The 14,451-nt window shown below is 63.6% G+C and carries 20 protein-coding genes and 1 tRNA gene; 14 read left to right on the top strand and 7 right to left on the bottom strand.

Features of this window, described 5'->3' with window-relative positions:
* Positions 1–12: 12 nt before the first annotated feature.
* Positions 13–189: a hypothetical protein gene (locus tag X268_RS39400; RefSeq protein ID WP_164937722.1), complete on the bottom strand. Its 177-nt coding sequence runs from the start codon at positions 187–189 to the stop codon at positions 13–15.
* A gap of 459 nt (positions 190–648) precedes the next feature.
* Between X268_RS39400 and X268_RS39405 the strand changes: the two genes are divergently transcribed.
* The 3 genes from X268_RS39405 (at position 649) to X268_RS14355 (ending at position 2,076) form a co-directional block, all read left to right on the top strand.
* The gene (locus tag X268_RS39405; protein ID WP_164937723.1) at positions 649–786 is read left to right on the top strand and encodes a hypothetical protein; all 138 of its coding nucleotides are present in this window, start codon (positions 649–651) and stop codon (positions 784–786) included.
* Positions 787–991: 205 nt separating this feature from the next.
* Positions 992–1,219, top strand: a complete 228-nt coding sequence (locus X268_RS14350) for a hypothetical protein (RefSeq protein WP_128925561.1) — start codon at positions 992–994, stop codon at positions 1,217–1,219.
* Positions 1,220–1,878: 659 nt separating this feature from the next.
* Complete coding sequence (locus X268_RS14355) at positions 1,879–2,076, top strand: hypothetical protein (protein ID WP_128925562.1); 198 nt, start codon at positions 1,879–1,881, stop codon at positions 2,074–2,076.
* Here the strand turns inward: X268_RS14355 and X268_RS14360 are convergent.
* Positions 2,073–2,243 (bottom strand): hypothetical protein, encoded by a 171-nt coding sequence (locus X268_RS14360; RefSeq protein WP_164937431.1) that lies wholly within the window; start codon positions 2,241–2,243, stop codon positions 2,073–2,075. The genes X268_RS14355 and X268_RS14360 overlap by 4 nt on opposite strands.
* 28 nt (positions 2,244–2,271) lie before the next feature.
* Positions 2,272–2,538, bottom strand: a complete 267-nt coding sequence (locus X268_RS14365; protein ID WP_245477887.1) for a hypothetical protein — start codon at positions 2,536–2,538, stop codon at positions 2,272–2,274.
* A gap of 245 nt (positions 2,539–2,783) precedes the next feature.
* Here X268_RS14365 and X268_RS14370 point away from each other — a divergent pair, with 245 nt between their 5' ends.
* Entirely contained in the window at positions 2,784–3,071 is a 288-nt protein-coding gene (locus tag X268_RS14370) for a hypothetical protein (RefSeq protein WP_128925563.1), read from the top strand.
* Positions 3,072–3,151: 80 nt separating this feature from the next.
* Here the strand turns inward: X268_RS14370 and X268_RS39410 are convergent, their stop codons facing one another.
* Complete coding sequence (locus X268_RS39410; RefSeq protein WP_162832225.1) at positions 3,152–3,316, bottom strand: hypothetical protein; 165 nt, start codon at positions 3,314–3,316, stop codon at positions 3,152–3,154.
* A gap of 241 nt (positions 3,317–3,557) precedes the next feature.
* Here X268_RS39410 and X268_RS14375 point away from each other — a divergent pair, with 241 nt between their 5' ends.
* The 5 genes from X268_RS14375 (at position 3,558) to X268_RS14400 (ending at position 6,843) form a co-directional block, all read left to right on the top strand.
* Complete coding sequence (locus tag X268_RS14375; RefSeq protein WP_164937724.1) at positions 3,558–4,316, top strand: SIR2 family NAD-dependent protein deacylase; 759 nt, start codon at positions 3,558–3,560, stop codon at positions 4,314–4,316.
* A gap of 197 nt (positions 4,317–4,513) precedes the next feature.
* The gene (locus X268_RS14380; RefSeq protein WP_164937725.1) at positions 4,514–5,176 is read left to right on the top strand and encodes a cold-shock protein; all 663 of its coding nucleotides are present in this window, start codon (positions 4,514–4,516) and stop codon (positions 5,174–5,176) included.
* A 185-nt stretch (positions 5,177–5,361) separates the two neighbouring features.
* Positions 5,362–5,847, top strand: coding sequence for a DUF192 domain-containing protein (locus X268_RS14385; protein WP_128925565.1), 486 nt, complete (start codon positions 5,362–5,364; stop codon positions 5,845–5,847).
* A gap of 93 nt (positions 5,848–5,940) precedes the next feature.
* A tRNA-Pro gene (locus tag X268_RS14390) sits at positions 5,941–6,017 on the top strand.
* A gap of 631 nt (positions 6,018–6,648) precedes the next feature.
* The gene (locus X268_RS14400; protein WP_128925567.1) at positions 6,649–6,843 is read left to right on the top strand and encodes a hypothetical protein; all 195 of its coding nucleotides are present in this window, start codon (positions 6,649–6,651) and stop codon (positions 6,841–6,843) included.
* An 82-nt stretch (positions 6,844–6,925) separates the two neighbouring features.
* Here the strand turns inward: X268_RS14400 and X268_RS14405 are convergent, their stop codons facing one another.
* Both X268_RS14405 and X268_RS14410 read right to left on the bottom strand, forming a co-directional pair.
* Positions 6,926–7,324 carry a translational machinery protein gene (locus X268_RS14405; protein ID WP_128925568.1) on the bottom strand — a complete coding sequence of 133 codons (399 nt, stop codon included), beginning with the start codon at positions 7,322–7,324 and terminating at the stop codon, positions 6,926–6,928.
* A gap of 180 nt (positions 7,325–7,504) precedes the next feature.
* Positions 7,505–8,680: an OpgC domain-containing protein gene (locus X268_RS14410; protein WP_128925569.1), complete on the bottom strand. Its 1,176-nt coding sequence runs from the start codon at positions 8,678–8,680 to the stop codon at positions 7,505–7,507.
* 252 nt (positions 8,681–8,932) lie between these two features.
* On the opposite strand from X268_RS14410, the gene X268_RS14415 reads away from it, so the two are divergent.
* The 3 genes from X268_RS14415 to X268_RS14425 all read left to right on the top strand — a co-directional run bounded on the left by X268_RS14415 (position 8,933) and on the right by X268_RS14425 (position 10,402).
* The gene (locus X268_RS14415) at positions 8,933–9,238 is read left to right on the top strand and encodes an ETC complex I subunit (protein ID WP_128925570.1); all 306 of its coding nucleotides are present in this window, start codon (positions 8,933–8,935) and stop codon (positions 9,236–9,238) included.
* A 147-nt stretch (positions 9,239–9,385) separates the two neighbouring features.
* Positions 9,386–9,880: an Lrp/AsnC family transcriptional regulator gene (locus X268_RS14420; RefSeq protein ID WP_128925571.1), complete on the top strand. Its 495-nt coding sequence runs from the start codon at positions 9,386–9,388 to the stop codon at positions 9,878–9,880.
* 222 nt (positions 9,881–10,102) lie between these two features.
* Complete coding sequence (locus tag X268_RS14425; protein WP_128925572.1) at positions 10,103–10,402, top strand: DUF3551 domain-containing protein; 300 nt, start codon at positions 10,103–10,105, stop codon at positions 10,400–10,402.
* 96 nt (positions 10,403–10,498) lie between these two features.
* On the opposite strand, the gene X268_RS14430 is transcribed toward X268_RS14425, so the two are convergent.
* Positions 10,499–11,527, bottom strand: coding sequence for an AraC family transcriptional regulator (locus tag X268_RS14430; protein ID WP_128925573.1), 1,029 nt, complete (start codon positions 11,525–11,527; stop codon positions 10,499–10,501).
* 122 nt (positions 11,528–11,649) lie between these two features.
* Between X268_RS14430 and X268_RS14435 the strand changes: the two genes are divergently transcribed.
* Positions 11,650–12,822, top strand: coding sequence for an isovaleryl-CoA dehydrogenase (locus tag X268_RS14435; protein WP_164937726.1), 1,173 nt, complete (start codon positions 11,650–11,652; stop codon positions 12,820–12,822).
* Positions 12,823–12,846: 24 nt separating this feature from the next.
* On the top strand, positions 12,847–14,451 hold the full coding sequence (locus tag X268_RS14440) for a carboxyl transferase domain-containing protein (protein ID WP_128925574.1): 1,605 nt from the start codon (positions 12,847–12,849) through the stop codon (positions 14,449–14,451).

Here is a 14,451-nt window from a genome sequence, read left to right on the forward strand (position 1 = left end):
ACGGCGCAACGATCAAGGGCTGAAGATAAGGTGGTGCTCGGCAACCGCGATGCCGAACATCACCACGACGATCAGGACAAGCCACAGAGAGCGCCGGTCGGCCTGTCCGGGCGCGCTCTGCGGCTTTCCGCAAGCCGGGCAGACCGCAAGTCCGATCGGGATGTCGGTCTCACAGAACTCGCAGATCATCGGCGCCTCAAGGTGAACGGCGCGGTGCGCGCCTCGGCAGCCGCCGCATCGTGCGATGGGCAGCACCATTCGGCCGGTCAATGCGACAAAGCGAAAGTTCGTTCCCGAGCGCCACGACCTGCTGCGTCGGCCGCCAGCTGCGGCCGCAAAAGAAAACCCCCGCGCTTTCGCACGGGGTTCTTCTGGCCGGCGGCGTTGGGATTTCAGCGCCTGGCCGCCAGCCGTAGTGCTAACTTAAAGTTGAAAATTCAAAAAGCAACAGCGCCGCGGCGACGGAGTATGATCGTCGATCGCGGCGCTGCCATATGACTGGGCGCTGAAATCCCCAGCTTCCATGGGTGCGCGCTACGCCGAAAAGGTTCAACGACATGCAGGGGAAATTGCGCGAGGGGACTGGACTTTTTGTTCTTATTTTGTTCTAGTGTGCCTACCTTGGTTGGATCGCTTGGGAGGTGACCCATGACCGTCGAAAAACAGCGCGAAGTGATCAGGCTGTGGAACGAGCTCAGGAAGCTCGGGGGCCCGGCCGCAGAAGAAGTCCGCATTCAGATCCTGGAATGTTTCTCGAAAGAGGAGAAAGCGAAGCGAGCGGCTTGATCCGCGCCGGCGGACGCCACACGAGATCCGCCACCGGCAAGCGCTGCCTCCGTCAGGTGGTCCGCGCTTGAACGGGCAGTTTTTGGAGCAGCGTGCACGGGGGGCGGCAACATGCCCGATTTGAAGTTCGCCTTGGTGGGCGTCGTGGTGCGCCCCGCGAACATTCGCCGCCAAGGCTCGAGCGTGGACATGTGGGAACGAAAACATGCCGTCGGCGTTCGGCCTGCATGACGTGCCCCCGATGCGCAAAGCCGATGACGGCGAATTCCGCCAACAGTTTTCGATGCGAACCTTGCCGCGAGATCGTCATCGTGTTCGCGGGCGTATCGAAATTCCTGTCGCCGACGATCGCGCCGACGCCGACGATGGATCCCGCCGCAACAGAGATCGCTTCGCACGCTTTCATCGATCGTTAGGAATCGCTTCGCGCTGATTTTTGCGACTCCGATTCGTTCTTCGAGAACGAAAGGGAGTCGGATGCAGAACGGCTGCGCCCGCGGGGCGGTGCTGCGACCACGCGTGCCAGAACGAGACAGCGTGAGGTCTCGCACAGTCCCCGCCGCGTCTGCTTCGTAAAGAGTGAGGCGAGGGAGAGCGACATGGACGCGTGCTGGTTACTCGCCGAGATCGCAAAAGTGTTCTGGTAAGGCCGGCATCCGCGCTTGCGCACAGGCAGGCCGTCGGTGCCGCAAATGCCGCTTGTGGGCCTCGACGCCTCCTGACGCACCGTCTTGTGATGCGCCGTTTTCCGATGCGCCATGATCTTATCGTCGTGTGTGCGACCCGCACGTTTTGTTAAGACCTGCTCCGCGCCGATTTCTTCGATTCCGATTCGTTCTTCGAGAACGAAATGCTGTCGAAGCTGGAACAAAGCCGGTCGGCAAAGCCGTGTCGCAACCCCGGCTTCGTGCGATATGACATGCGGCTCGCCGCGATCGAAGGCGCTCGGCAAACTCCTAACGATCCTTTGCGCGAAAGCCGATAACCCTATTCGGTTAGGTTAAAAGCCCAATCGCGTTGCGCTTTGCGCTGCGTGGGATAGGTGTCTGGCAAAGACAAGCAAGAAACGACTTTGCCAAGAAGCAATTTGTCATGACACCTTTTTCGCAGCCGTTCTTTTTCCAAGGCGACCGGCACACCTACCGGCGTGTCGCCATCGTCGGCACGCTGTTCTGTCTCGCTTTCGTGACGATCAGCTTCTCGCTGCGGCCGCAGGCTGACGATAGCCGCGTTGCGGTCAAGGCGGACCGGTTGGTACGCACGGCGGGCCAGCCGGCGCGCGCCAATTAACGCTCGTCGCGACAGATCCTGTCGTCGGCCGCCGCCCGCGGACCCGCAGTGCCGCGCGAGGCGAGCACTACGAAGCCGGCATAGCCGGACAGGTTGAGCAGGACTTCGAGCCAAGCGGGCATGTCGGCCTCTTCCTCTGCGAAGAAGGATTCAACGTCTGCGCGCAATCCCGGTTCCCTGCGCCCGCGAAGGAACTCAGAGCGGGGAGGAGGGGTCGAGCCGGCGGCCGAGGCTCGCAACGGATTCGCTCGACGGCTGCTCTTTCAGGAACTCGGCGATCGCCTGTGCCAGCTCGCGGTCGCTCATTGGCGTCGGCGGCGGGTGCAGCGTGCCGACACCGAAGCTGCGCACGATCTCGTCGTAATGCCGATCGTCGGATCTGGGAACCAATTTACGAATACGGGCCAGCAAAGCGGATAACGGCAAACCTTCCTCCTCGATCGTCGCCCCGCTGGCAGTCATTGTGCTCTGCTGCCATTTGCTCCCGTGAAACTTAAAACCCCCGCCAGCATCTCGGAGATGCTGACGGGGTCTTCGTGCCGTTGCCTCAACCCGGATGGCGGAGGCTCCCGCACTTGAAGAGGTAATGCGCGCCCGGTGATTTCGTTCCGGTTGCCTCGGCTTTTTTACAGCCGGCAGTTCCGCACCCTGCGCGCAACTATCGCGGACGCTCGTCGTTGTCTCCGGAAGACGCGAAGGAGGAGACCATGAAGAAGACATTGGCAGTTCTGGCCACCGTCGCAGCCGTTGGCGTGACCGCGATCGCGGCCCCTGCGCCTGCCGAGGCACGCGGGCGCGGCATCGGCCCGGGCCTTGCATTTGGCCTCGCCGCCGGCGCGATCACCGCGGGTGCGGTCGCGGCGTCCCACCCTTACGGCTATTACGGCCCCCGCTACGGCTACTATGACGGCCCCGATTATTACTACGGGCCGGGCTCCTACGCCTATTACGGCGGACCGTACTACCGGCACCACCACTACTGGAGCCATTGGTAACGACGAGTTGGTAACGCTGACAAGCGAAAAGCCCGGAGCGATGCTCCGGGCTTTTTTCACGCGCATTGATCTGAGGCGTCTTACGGCCAAAGCGAGGGCCGTTCGACCTTGCGGGCGTTCTCCAACGTTGACACGAAATACTCTTCGCGCTCGCGCTTGAATTTTTCCTGCGTGGCACGGAAGGCGGCGACACGGGCGGCGATCTCGTCGCGCTCACGGGCTTTGCGTTCTTCGTCCTCGGTCATGGCCATCCCCTCGAGTTTACTGGTGAACTCAAGCACTGCCGCCGCATCATCTTGAGTCGTATTCACATATCCATTGATGCTCCCGAATGGGGCGTCAATGGGGAGGAGGCATTGCAGGATTGTGATATGCGAGGGTCGGAAGAAATTGCCGAGCGGGTCGCATTAGCGCTTGATAACAGCGTCAACAATCTTGTCGCTTGCGCATGTTGCTGTCAGGGCAAATCGAATCGGGAGGCCGCAATTGATTGCATCGAATCTTCAGAGCGGCGTCGAACGGCTCGGCAACATGATCGCCGAGGCGAGGGGGATCGTGCCGTTCACCGGCGCCGGTATCTCGACCGAGTGCGGCATTCCCGACTTCCGCTCGCCGGGCGGAATTTGGACGCGCTATCGTCCGATCGAGTTCGGCGAATTCGTCGCGAGCCGGGAGGCGCGGGAGGAATCCTGGCGTCGCCGTTTCGCGATGGAGGAGGTCTTCGCGGCGGCGAAGCCCGGCCGCGGCCATCGCGCGCTGGCCTCGCTCTACCGCGCCGGCAAGGTTCCCGCTGTCATCACCCAGAACATCGACAATCTGCACCAGGCCTCCGGCTTCGCCGCCGAGCACGTGATTGAGCTTCACGGCAATACAACCTATGCGCGCTGCATCGGATGCGGGCAGGCCTATTCCCTCGACTGGGTGAAGCGCCGCTTCGAGGATGACGGCGCGCCGAATTGCACCGCCTGCGACGAGCCGGTGAAGACCGCCACGATCTCGTTCGGGCAGATGATGCCGGATGATGAAATGCAGCGCGCGACCGCGCTGTCGCGCGCCTGCGATCTCTTCATCGCGATCGGTTCCTCGCTCGTGGTCTGGCCGGCGGCGGGCTTTCCGATGATGGCAAAGAATGCCGGTGCACGTTTGGTGATCATCAATCGCGAGCCGACCGAGCAGGACGACATTGCCGACCTCGTCATCCGCCACGACATCGGCGAAGCGCTCGGGCCCTTTGTCGGCAATTGAGGCATCAATTTGATTCGCGGCTGTGCAAGCTGTTCATAGGTTCCGGCGAATCTCTTTTTTGTCTATGCCTCGCAACCGGGAGTGTTATCTTTTGAGTCGAAAGATTCGCGTCGCGTCCAGTTGAGAAGGTTCTCGAAAGACGCGTGATTCGACACCGCTGCTGAGGCGGGTCGCATGACAGTGTGGGGTCCGGGGTTATGGGGTCGTCGGACGGATTTGAGTCCAAGAAGCTCGGGGTTCCCGGGCAGGGAGTATCGCCCGGGCGGATGACGCCGGGCGAGCACGGCGGTACCGGTCGCGAAAGCGGGCTCAATCCCTTCGGCGGGTTGGGTGAGGCGAGTGCCAATCTCGTCGAAGTCCACGGCGTCATCAAATGGTTCGACGCCTCCAAAGGCTACGGCTTCATCGTTCCCGACAATGGCTGGCCCGACGTGCTGCTGCACGTCACCGTGCTTAGGCGCGACGGCTTCCAGACGGCCTATGAAGGCGCCCGCATCGTCGTCGAGTGCATCCAGCGCGCCAAGGGTTACCAGGCGTTTCGCGTGGTCTCGATGGACGAGTCGACCGCGATCCATCCGGCCCAGATGTTGCCGCCGCGCACCCATGTCACGGTCACCCCGACCAGCGGGCTGGAACGGGCGCAGGTCAAATGGTTCAACCGGCTGCGTGGATTCGGCTTCCTGACCTGCGGCGAGGGCACGCCCGACATCTTCGTGCACATGGAGACGCTGCGCCGCTTCGGCATGACCGAGCTGCGGCCCGGCCAGTATGTCCTGGTCCGCTTCGGGCCCGGCTCCAAGGGCATGATGGCGGCCGAGATCCATCCCGAGACCGGATCGCCGGGACTGCAGTCGCACTAAAGCATGATCCGGACCCGGAGGGCCGCGTTAGCGCAAAGTGCGAAGCGGTTTTCCGGAAAGATACGCGCGCCGCCAAATCCCGCAATCGTGAGCAATTGAGGCGCGCCGGCCGGCCGGCGCGCCTCTGGCTTTTCCGGCGACCGCCGCGTAAGGACACGTCCAGTCCCACGCCTCGAGTGTCTCCCATGAATCCTGATCGAAAGGCCGCCTGGTCCGCCCTGAATGGCTGGCTTGCCGCCATCCTCGTCATCGTAGGCTGTGCCGTGGCCAGCGCCCCCGCCGGCGCCGCCAGCTTCCAGCCGCTGGAGATCGTCACCAAGAACGGCGTGCAGGTTTTCTCGGTCGAGATGGCGACGACCGAGGAGGAGAAGCAGACCGGCCTGATGTACCGCAAGGAGCTGGCGGACGGCAAAGGCATGCTGTTCGACTTCACTCCCGAGCAGGAGGTGTCAATGTGGATGAAGAACACCTATGTCTCGCTCGACATGATCTTCATCGGCGCCAACGGCCGCATCCTGCGCATCGCCGAGAACACCGAGCCGATGTCGACCAAGATCATCTCGTCCCGGGGACCCGCCCGGGCCGTGTTGGAGGTGGTGGCGGGAACAGCACAGAAATACGGCATCCGCCCCGGCGACCGCGTCGGCCACCCGCTGTTCGGCAGCAAATAGGCCGGGCAGGCACTTGGAGCTGGGCGCCTTACCGGCGCCTGGAAGCTTGCTGGCGACCTGGGAAGCGTGTATCGACGGGGCTCGCCGGACATTCGGGGTATAGCGCAGCCTGGTAGCGCGGCAGTTTTGGGTACTGCAGGTCGTTGGTTCGAATCCAGCTGCCCCGACCAGTCCCGATAGGCGGTTCTCAACGTCCTTTCGCGACGTCCGCGCGATGTTTCAACGAATTAGGCCCGCTGGCCGGGACAGAATTGCCGGCGCCTCATCGAACCTTTGGGGCGTCACTACAGACTCATGGTTGTTGGGGATTTCAGCGCCCAATGTCTAAACGGACGCCGCCAAGCGATAATATTCCGCTTACGCGGCGTTGCGTTTTTCAGGCGTCATTCCCGTCAGATCCGGCCTAACAGCCGGACGCGTGCCAGCCCGGCGGAAACGGGACGAATGGCCAGGCCGTCTGGTTGTCGTTGGCGGCTTTCGGCGGCTCTTGCGCCTGCGTCCTCGCTACTGGCGCAGGCGGCGTCGACTGCAGCGCCAGGCGCAGACGCGCAAATTGCAGGTTCATCGTGGTCGCCCTGACGATCTTCTCGAAATTCAATCGCAAAATTGGACGTCGACTCAATCAAATAGTCCCGCGCCCAACATGGTGCGGTCATTCTCAAATCACGCACACAGTCTAGATAGATCGGCGCCAGCTTTCAACCGCTCGCGGCTGTCAGCTGCGGGGAGTAAGGTTGATCGGTTAGGTTAAAGACGAGCGGTTGTTGCGATCGCCGCGGCGATCACTATCAAGATCGATTCATGTCTTTCGACCGCAACTTCCGAACCGCCGGTCCGCAATCGAGCTGGAGCGAGATCTGGCACCTCTGGACCGTGATCGTGCCCCGCCGCTCGATCAACGGGCAGCTCGTCTATGGCAAGGTCTGGCGCCGCCATGACGGCCGCGATTGGATCTACAAGAAATTCACCGAGTTTGACGGCGAGGAAGTGGCCTGAGCGCGATCAGTCTGAAATGAAGACTCATCGCGCCTGAGGTTGAAATCGTGTGGCCCTGGCCGAGTGCCGTTTTGCCCGCGGCCTAGCCCCGTGCCTGCACGCGCGGCAGCGGCAGCTTGAAGTGACGCTTCGCATAGGCGACGATTTCGGCGTCCGAGGGATGATCGGCCGCTTCCACCGCGGCAATCCGCTTGGCGATATCGGGTGCGTTCGCGCGAATGTGGCTGGCGAGCTCCGTCTTCGCGCTTGCCGGACCGATGATGAGGATCTCACCGGCGTCGGCGATGGCCTTGCTCACGTCGGCGTAGAACGCCTTGTCAGGGGTGGCATGGCCGCTGCCGATCGCGTTGGCCTTGTGATGAAGATGACGCGTCGCAAATTGCGGATGCAACGTGATTTCATCAGAGCCGCTCAGGCCGAGATGGAAGATCCTGGCCTGCGAATGGTCGATCCATACCACGGCGTGAAAATGAGAGGGCATGTGCTTGAGCCTTGTCCGAGGGGAGGCCGCCGACATCGATGCCGCGGCGCGTGTCGGAGCGACATTATGCCGACCGGCACCGCCCCTGGTTGACCCAGGTCAATCGATCCCGGCTCGAGCCGTCAGGGTGACCGACGACGCGCTTTGCGAACGGCTTGCCCGATGACAGGCGTTTCTTGGTCAGCCTGCCGTCGCCGCGCTTGCCGCCGGCTTGGGCGGCGGCGGCTTCAGTGGCTTGTCCTGCTTCTTCGACCACGAGATGTAATAGGCCACCGTCGTCATGATCGCGATGCCGGCGACGCTGACGAAGATCTGCGCGAGCAGCGAGCCCGAGCTCATCGACAGCTCGAAATGGCCGACGAAGGACAGGAACACGCCGACGCAGAACACCGCGAGCGACTGCTGGCCGCAGACGATCAGGGGATCGAACACCTTCCATTCGAGCCCAGGCCATTCCTTCGGCACGAACCGGATCACCAGGATCACGATCACGACGAAATGGATGAAGCGGTAGGGGGCGAGGTTGGTCTTGTCGTTCGGGTTGAAGGCCGAGAACAGCCATTCCGGGAACAAGCCGCCGAACGCGGGGAAGCGGCCGGCCATGGTCATGACCAGCGCGAACAGCAGATAGCCGAGGCAGAGCCACAGCGTGATCGGCGAATTGATCAGCGTCATCGAGCGCCGCGCGCCGCCCATCGCACACCAGGCGCCGAACACGAACAGCACCTGCCAGCAATAGGGGTTGAAGTACCACTGGCCGGCCGGATAGGCGTTCAGATTCCAGCCGAAGTGGCGCGCCGCCAGCCACAGCACGATCGCCAGCACCATGGTCAGGTCGGGCTTGCGCAGCATGAACCACAGCACCGGCGGAAACAGGCCCATCAGCACGATGTAGAGCGGCAGCACGTCGAGATTGAGCGGCTTGAAGCGCAGGAACAGGCCCTGGCGCAGCGTCTCGGTGGCGTTGTCGACGAGGCCGGCGACGTTGAACTCGTTGATCATCTCGGAATCGCCGAAGCGCAACGCCAGATAGCTGATCGAGGCAATGTAGATTACGAACAGGATGATGTGGGCGACGTAGAGCTGCCAGACCCGCTTGGTCAGCCGCGTGGCGCCGACGATGAAGCCGCGCTCCAGCATCATGCGTGCATAGACGAACGAGGCGGTATAGCCGGAGATGAAGACGAACAGGTCGGCGGCGTCGGAAAAGCCGTAATTACGCGTCGTGATCCAGTTCACGACGTTGTCGGGGATGTGGTCGAGGAAGATCGCCCAGTTCGCGACACCGCGAAACAGGTCGAGCCGGAGGTCGCGGCCTTTTTCGGGGAGCGTGGCGTTGATGTTCAGGAATGCCATGCGAGGGGGGCTCTCGAAGGGGGCGGACAGGCTGAGGTCGGGGAGGCAGTGCCGCCGGGCGGGATGCCGGCGCGGAAGGCGGGTACGCAATTGTCACGGTGCAGCATAATGACTATACCGTCGCAGAGGCTACGGGCGGCCGGAATCACCATCAGTTCCCAACCGGTGTCTCTATACTATCCCTGAGGTTTGCACCAACTGCCACCCTGACGCATCGAAATCGAACGAAAAGACGAAGAGGCCGGACAGCCAATGACCGCACGCATTTTCAAGCCCGCCAAGAACGCGATGCAATCCGGCCGCTCCAAGACCAGGGAATGGCAGCTCGACTACGAGCCGGAGCAGCCCCGCGCCGTGGAGCCGCTGATGGGCTGGACCTCGTCCGGTGACATGAAGCAGCAGATCACGCTCCGCTTCCACTCCAAGGAAGAGGCGATCGCCTATTGCGAGCGCAAGGGCATCGCCTACCAGGTCATCGAGCCCCAGGATTCGATCCGCCGCCCGGTCGCCTATGCCGACAATTTCTCGTTCCGGCGCGGTGAGCCCTGGACACATTAAGGGGCCATTTTCATCCGACGTGTCGTCATGCCCGGGGCGCCGGCCATGACGAAGGAAGCGTCTAGTCGTCCGAACCCGAGAGCCCTTGGCAGCCATTTCCCGCCGTGCTTCGCTTCCCGCATGACACGATCATGACGGGGTGAGGGGATGGCGGCGCGTGACCAGCTCGACGGCGTCGATCTGAAGATACTCTCAGAGCTGCAGCTGGACGGACGGGTGCGCAACAATGAGCTGGCGCAGCGCGTCGGTGTGTCCGCGCCGAACTGCTTGCGGCGGCTGAAATCGCTGTTCAGCCGCCGGGTGATCCGGGCTGTGCGGGCCGTCCTCGACGAGCGGCAGCTCGGTTATGAAGTGGTCTCCTTCGTCTCGATCCAGCTCGCTAGCCAGGCCCAGCCGGTGCTGGAAGCGTTCGAGAGCTCGATCGCAGCGATCCCGCGCATCCAGCAATGCTGGCGCATTTCGGGCGACACCGACTATCTCCTGAAATGCGTGGCGCCGAGCGTCGAGAGCATGCGCCAGCAGCTTCTGCATTTCGCAGCCATGCCTGACGTGAGGAACGTCCGCAGCTTCCCGGTGCTCGGTGTCGCGAAGGACGTGCCGCTGCCGTTGCAGGAGGTCGCCGCGGTGGTGCCAGCGGGATAGACGACCCCTGAACTTCCACGCGGGGCTCGCCGGCATTTCCAGCAATCCGAAACATAATACATGATTTGCTCACCTAACTGTGACATGTGATTTACGAAGTCCTGCAATGCGCTCAACCGTGATTGCCGGCTCCTGCGCGCGGCCTAGATACGAGGTGTGAAGCCTCAGCCTGCATCGCATGCCGAGGCCGCTTTTGTGGGACCCTAAGCTGGAAAACACGTCATGACCTCGATCTCGAAGACGTTCGTCGCCTCCGCAGCGACGCTGTTCGCGTCCGCGTTTCTGATGATGTCCGCGCCGGCTGCGCAGGCGGAAGAATATTGCATCACCAACGGCGCGCAGGCCGCTCACGGCTGCGGCTTTCCGACCATGGAAGCCTGTCGCCAGGCGGCCGGCGGCATCGGCGGCACCTGCTCGCAGAGCGGCGGCGCGAAGACCGCGAACGACGCGCTCGCCTATCAGCCGAAGCACACGCAGCCGCGCGCCAAGCTCCGCTCGGGCGGGCAGACCAACTCGAACTGACCTCGCAGCCGACGCTGGTTTCGCGACGTTGCGGCCTTCGGGATCGAGCCCGGAGGCCGTTGGTTTTTGGCGGCCGGGTGAGGGCTTCAGCGCGCCTCAGCGATACCTGCCGCGAAATTCGCGTGGGCTGGCTCCGGTCCAGGTGCGGAAGGCGCGGGAAAAGCTCTTCTCGTTGCGGAAGCCAGCAATCTCGGCGATCCGCTTGATCGGCGTGCGGCCGCGCATCAGCTCCTGCTTGGCGAGCTCGAATTTTGCCTCCTCCTTGAGATCGCGCAGCGATGTGGACTCCTCGCGCAGGCGGCGGTGCATGGTGCGTGTGGAGAGCGCCAGCTCGCTCGCAACGTCCTCCGCGCCGAGACTGCGTCCGCGCGCATTGCGGAGCACGCGGCGGACCCGCTCGACCAGCAGCCGGTCGCGCCGATATGGCAGCACGGTCAGCCTGAGCGCACCCTTGAGCATGTTGTCGAGATCGACGGCGCTGCGCGTGAGCGGCAGCGAGAGATAGTGCTTGTCGAAGACGATGCGGGCGCGGTCCGCCTTGAAGCGAATGTTCCGGCAGAAGATGGTCGGATAGACCGAGACATGGCCGGGCTCCGCATGCGGGAATTCCGCTGCGCGGAGCGCGATCCGGGAGTCGACGGCCCAACAGGAGAAGCCGAGCACGTAGCGGAACAGCGTGACCAGGCAGAACTCGCGTAACGACCCGAGATCGCGCAGCTCCCGGATCGAGACCACCGCGGTCTCCTCGCCGATCTCGAGATCGAGCAACACGTCCTCGGTGACCAGGCGATGGTGCCGGCACCAGCGCTTGAGCGCCAGCTCCAGCGTCGGCGCCGTGATCGAGGCGCGACACAGCATGCCATAGGTGCCGTAGGGCAGGCGGCGCGAGAACCAGCCCAGCGCCTCGTCGTCGAGCTCGCGCATGGCGTGGCCGGCCAGCGCCTCGAACTGGGCGGCCGTGATCCGCCCGTCGGGCGAATTGACCAAGTCCGGCGCGATCTGGCCCCGGCTCAACGCTTCCGCCGGGTCGCAGCCATAGCGCTCATAGGCGGCCAGCACGCCGCGGACGAAGGCGGCGGGGGTCACGGCCCGGCGCGGAAGCGCGGTTGCGGTCTGAAAAGGCATTGGAACCTGCGGGGTATCCCTCGGGAAAATCCTCGCCAAGTTTGGCGGAAAATGCAACCTTTTCGACTGCAGAAGGGCTCTGACCCCGCTAGGTTTGGTGCCCAAAATACGGAGGAATCGCCTTGAACATCCCGAGCATCGATTTCGATCTGGGCGAAGATATCAGCCTGCTGCGCGACACCTTGCGCGCCTTCGTCGAAGCGGAGATCACCCCGCGCGCCGCCGAGATCGAGAAGGCCAATCTGTTTCCGGCGGACCTCTGGAAGCGCCTCGGCGACCTCGGCCTGCTCGGCATGACTGCGCCGGAGCAATATGGCGGTTCCAACATGGGCTATCTCGCCCATATCGTCGCGATGGAGGAGATTTCGCGCGGGTCCGCGGCCGTCGGGCTGTCCTATGGCGCCCATTCCAACCTCTGCGTCAACCAGATCCGCCGCAATGGCAACGACGCGCAGCGCCAGCGCTATCTGCCCAAGCTGATCTCGGGCGAATATGTCGGCGCGCTCGCGATGTCCGAGCCGGGCGCCGGCTCCGACGTCGTCTCGATGAAGCTGCGCGCCGACAAGCGCGGCGACCGCTACGTGCTCAACGGCTCCAAGATGTGGATCACCAATGGCGGCGATGCCGACGTGCTGGTGGTCTATGCGAAGACCGATCCGGAGGCCGGCCCGCGCGGCATGACTGCCTTCCTCGTCGAGAAGGGCTTCAAAGGCTTCAGCCACGGCCAGCATCTCGACAAGCTCGGCATGCGCGGCTCCAACACTTATCCCTTGTTCTTCGACGAGTGCGAGGTGCCGGAAGAGAACGTGATGGGCAAGGTCGGCGAGGGCGTCAAGGTGCTGATGTCCGGCCTCGACTATGAGCGCGCGGTGCTCTCGGGCGGACCGCTCGGCATCATGGCGGCGTGCATGGATGCGGTCGTGCCCTACATGCACGAGCGCAAGCAGTTCGGCCAGCCGATCGGCGACTTCCAGCTGATGCAGGGTAAGCTCGCCGACATGTACGCGACCTGGCAGGCCACGCGCGCCTATGTCTATGCGGTGGGGCGCGCCTGCGACCGCGCCGACCACGCGCGCACCCTGCGCAAGGACGCTGCTGCCGCGATCCTCTATTCCGCGGAAAAGGCGACGTGGATGGCCGGCGAGGCGATCCAGGCGCTCGGCGGAGTCGGCTACACATCCGAATTCCCTGTGGGGCGTTTGTGGCGCGACGCCAAGCTCTACGAGATCGGCGCGGGCACCTCCGAAGTTCGGCGCATGCTGATCGGCCGCGAGCTGATGGCCGAGACGGCTTAGAACCTTCACTCCATTGGAATCACCATGCCGCTTCATTCGAGCATCGATCCGTCCTCCCAAGATTTTGCGCGCAATTCCGAAGCCATGCGCGGCCTCGTCGCCGACTTGCGCGAAAGGCTCAGCCAGGTCGCCGGCGGCGGCGGCGAAGCCTCGCGCAAGCGCCACACCGCGCGCGGCAAGATGCTGGCGCGTGAGCGCGTCGACCTGTTGGTCGATCCCGGCACCTCGTTCCTGGAGCTGTCGCCGCTCGCCGCCTACGGCCTCTATGGCGGCGACGTGCATTCGGCGAGCGTCGTGACGGGGATAGGGCGCGTTGCGGGCCGCGAATGCGTTGTTGTCGCGAACGACGCCACCATCAAGGGCGGCACCTACTATCCGATGACGGTGAAGAAGCACCTGCGCGCGCAGGACATCGCGCGACAGAACAATCTGCCCTGTGTCTACATGGTGGATTCCGGCGGCGCCTTCCTGCCGCTCCAGGACGAGATCTTTCCGGACGAGCGGCATTTTGGGCGCATCTTCTACAATCAAGCGCAGATGTCCTCACAGGGCATTCCGCAGATCGCGATCGTGATGGGCTCCTGCACCGCCGGCGGCGCCTATGTGCCGGCGATGTCGGACGAGAGCATCATCGTGCGCAACCAGGGCACGATCTTCCTCGGCGGCCCGCCGCTGGTGAAGGCCGCGACCGGCGAGGTCGTCAGCGCCGAGGAGCTCGGCGGCGCCGACGTGCATTCGCGTCAGTCCGGCGTGACGGATCATTACGCCCAGAACGATGCCCATGCGATCGGGATTGCGCGCCGCATCGTCGGCACGCTGAAACCGTCGGTACGGCCGAACCTCAACATGCATCCGCCGCGCGATCCGCTGTTTGCGGCGGAGGAGATCTACGGCGTGGTGCCTGTTGACGGCCGCAAGCCGTTCGACGTGCGCGACATCATCGCCCGCGTCGTCGACGGCTCGGAGTTCGACGAGTTCAAGAAACTCTACGGCACGACGCTGGTGTGCGGCTTCGCTCATATCTGGGGCTATCCGGTCGGCATCATCGCCAACAACGGCATCCTGTTCAGCGAGAGCTCGCTGAAGGGCGCGCATTTCATCGAGCTGTGCTGTCAGCGCGGCATTCCCCTGGTGTTTCTGCAGAACATCACCGGCTTCATGGTCGGCAAGAAGTACGAGGCCGGCGGCATCGCCCGCGATGGTGCCAAGCTGGTGACGGCGGTCGCGACGGCGTCGGTGCCGAAATTCACCGTCGTGATCGGCGGCTCCTACGGCGCCGGCAATTACGGCATGTGCGGCCGCGCCTACTCGCCGCGGTTCCTGTGGATGTGGCCGAATGCTCGCATCTCGGTGATGGGCGGCGAGCAGGCCTCGATGGTGCTGAGCCAGGTCCGCCGCGACAATATCGAGGCCAAGGGCGATAGCTGGTCCAAGGAGGAGGAAGACAAATTCCGCGAGCCGATCCGCGCGCAATATGAGAGCCAGGGACACCCATACTATGCGACTGCACGCCTGTGGGATGACGGCGTGATCGACCCGGCCGACACGCGGCTCGTGCTCGGCCTCGGCCTCTCGGCGGCGTCGAATGCGCCGATCGAGCCGACGAAATTCGGCCTGTTCAGGATGTGA

This window comes from Bradyrhizobium guangxiense, from assembly GCF_004114915.1.
In the GTDB taxonomy this organism is placed as follows: domain Bacteria; phylum Pseudomonadota; class Alphaproteobacteria; order Rhizobiales; family Xanthobacteraceae; genus Bradyrhizobium; species Bradyrhizobium guangxiense.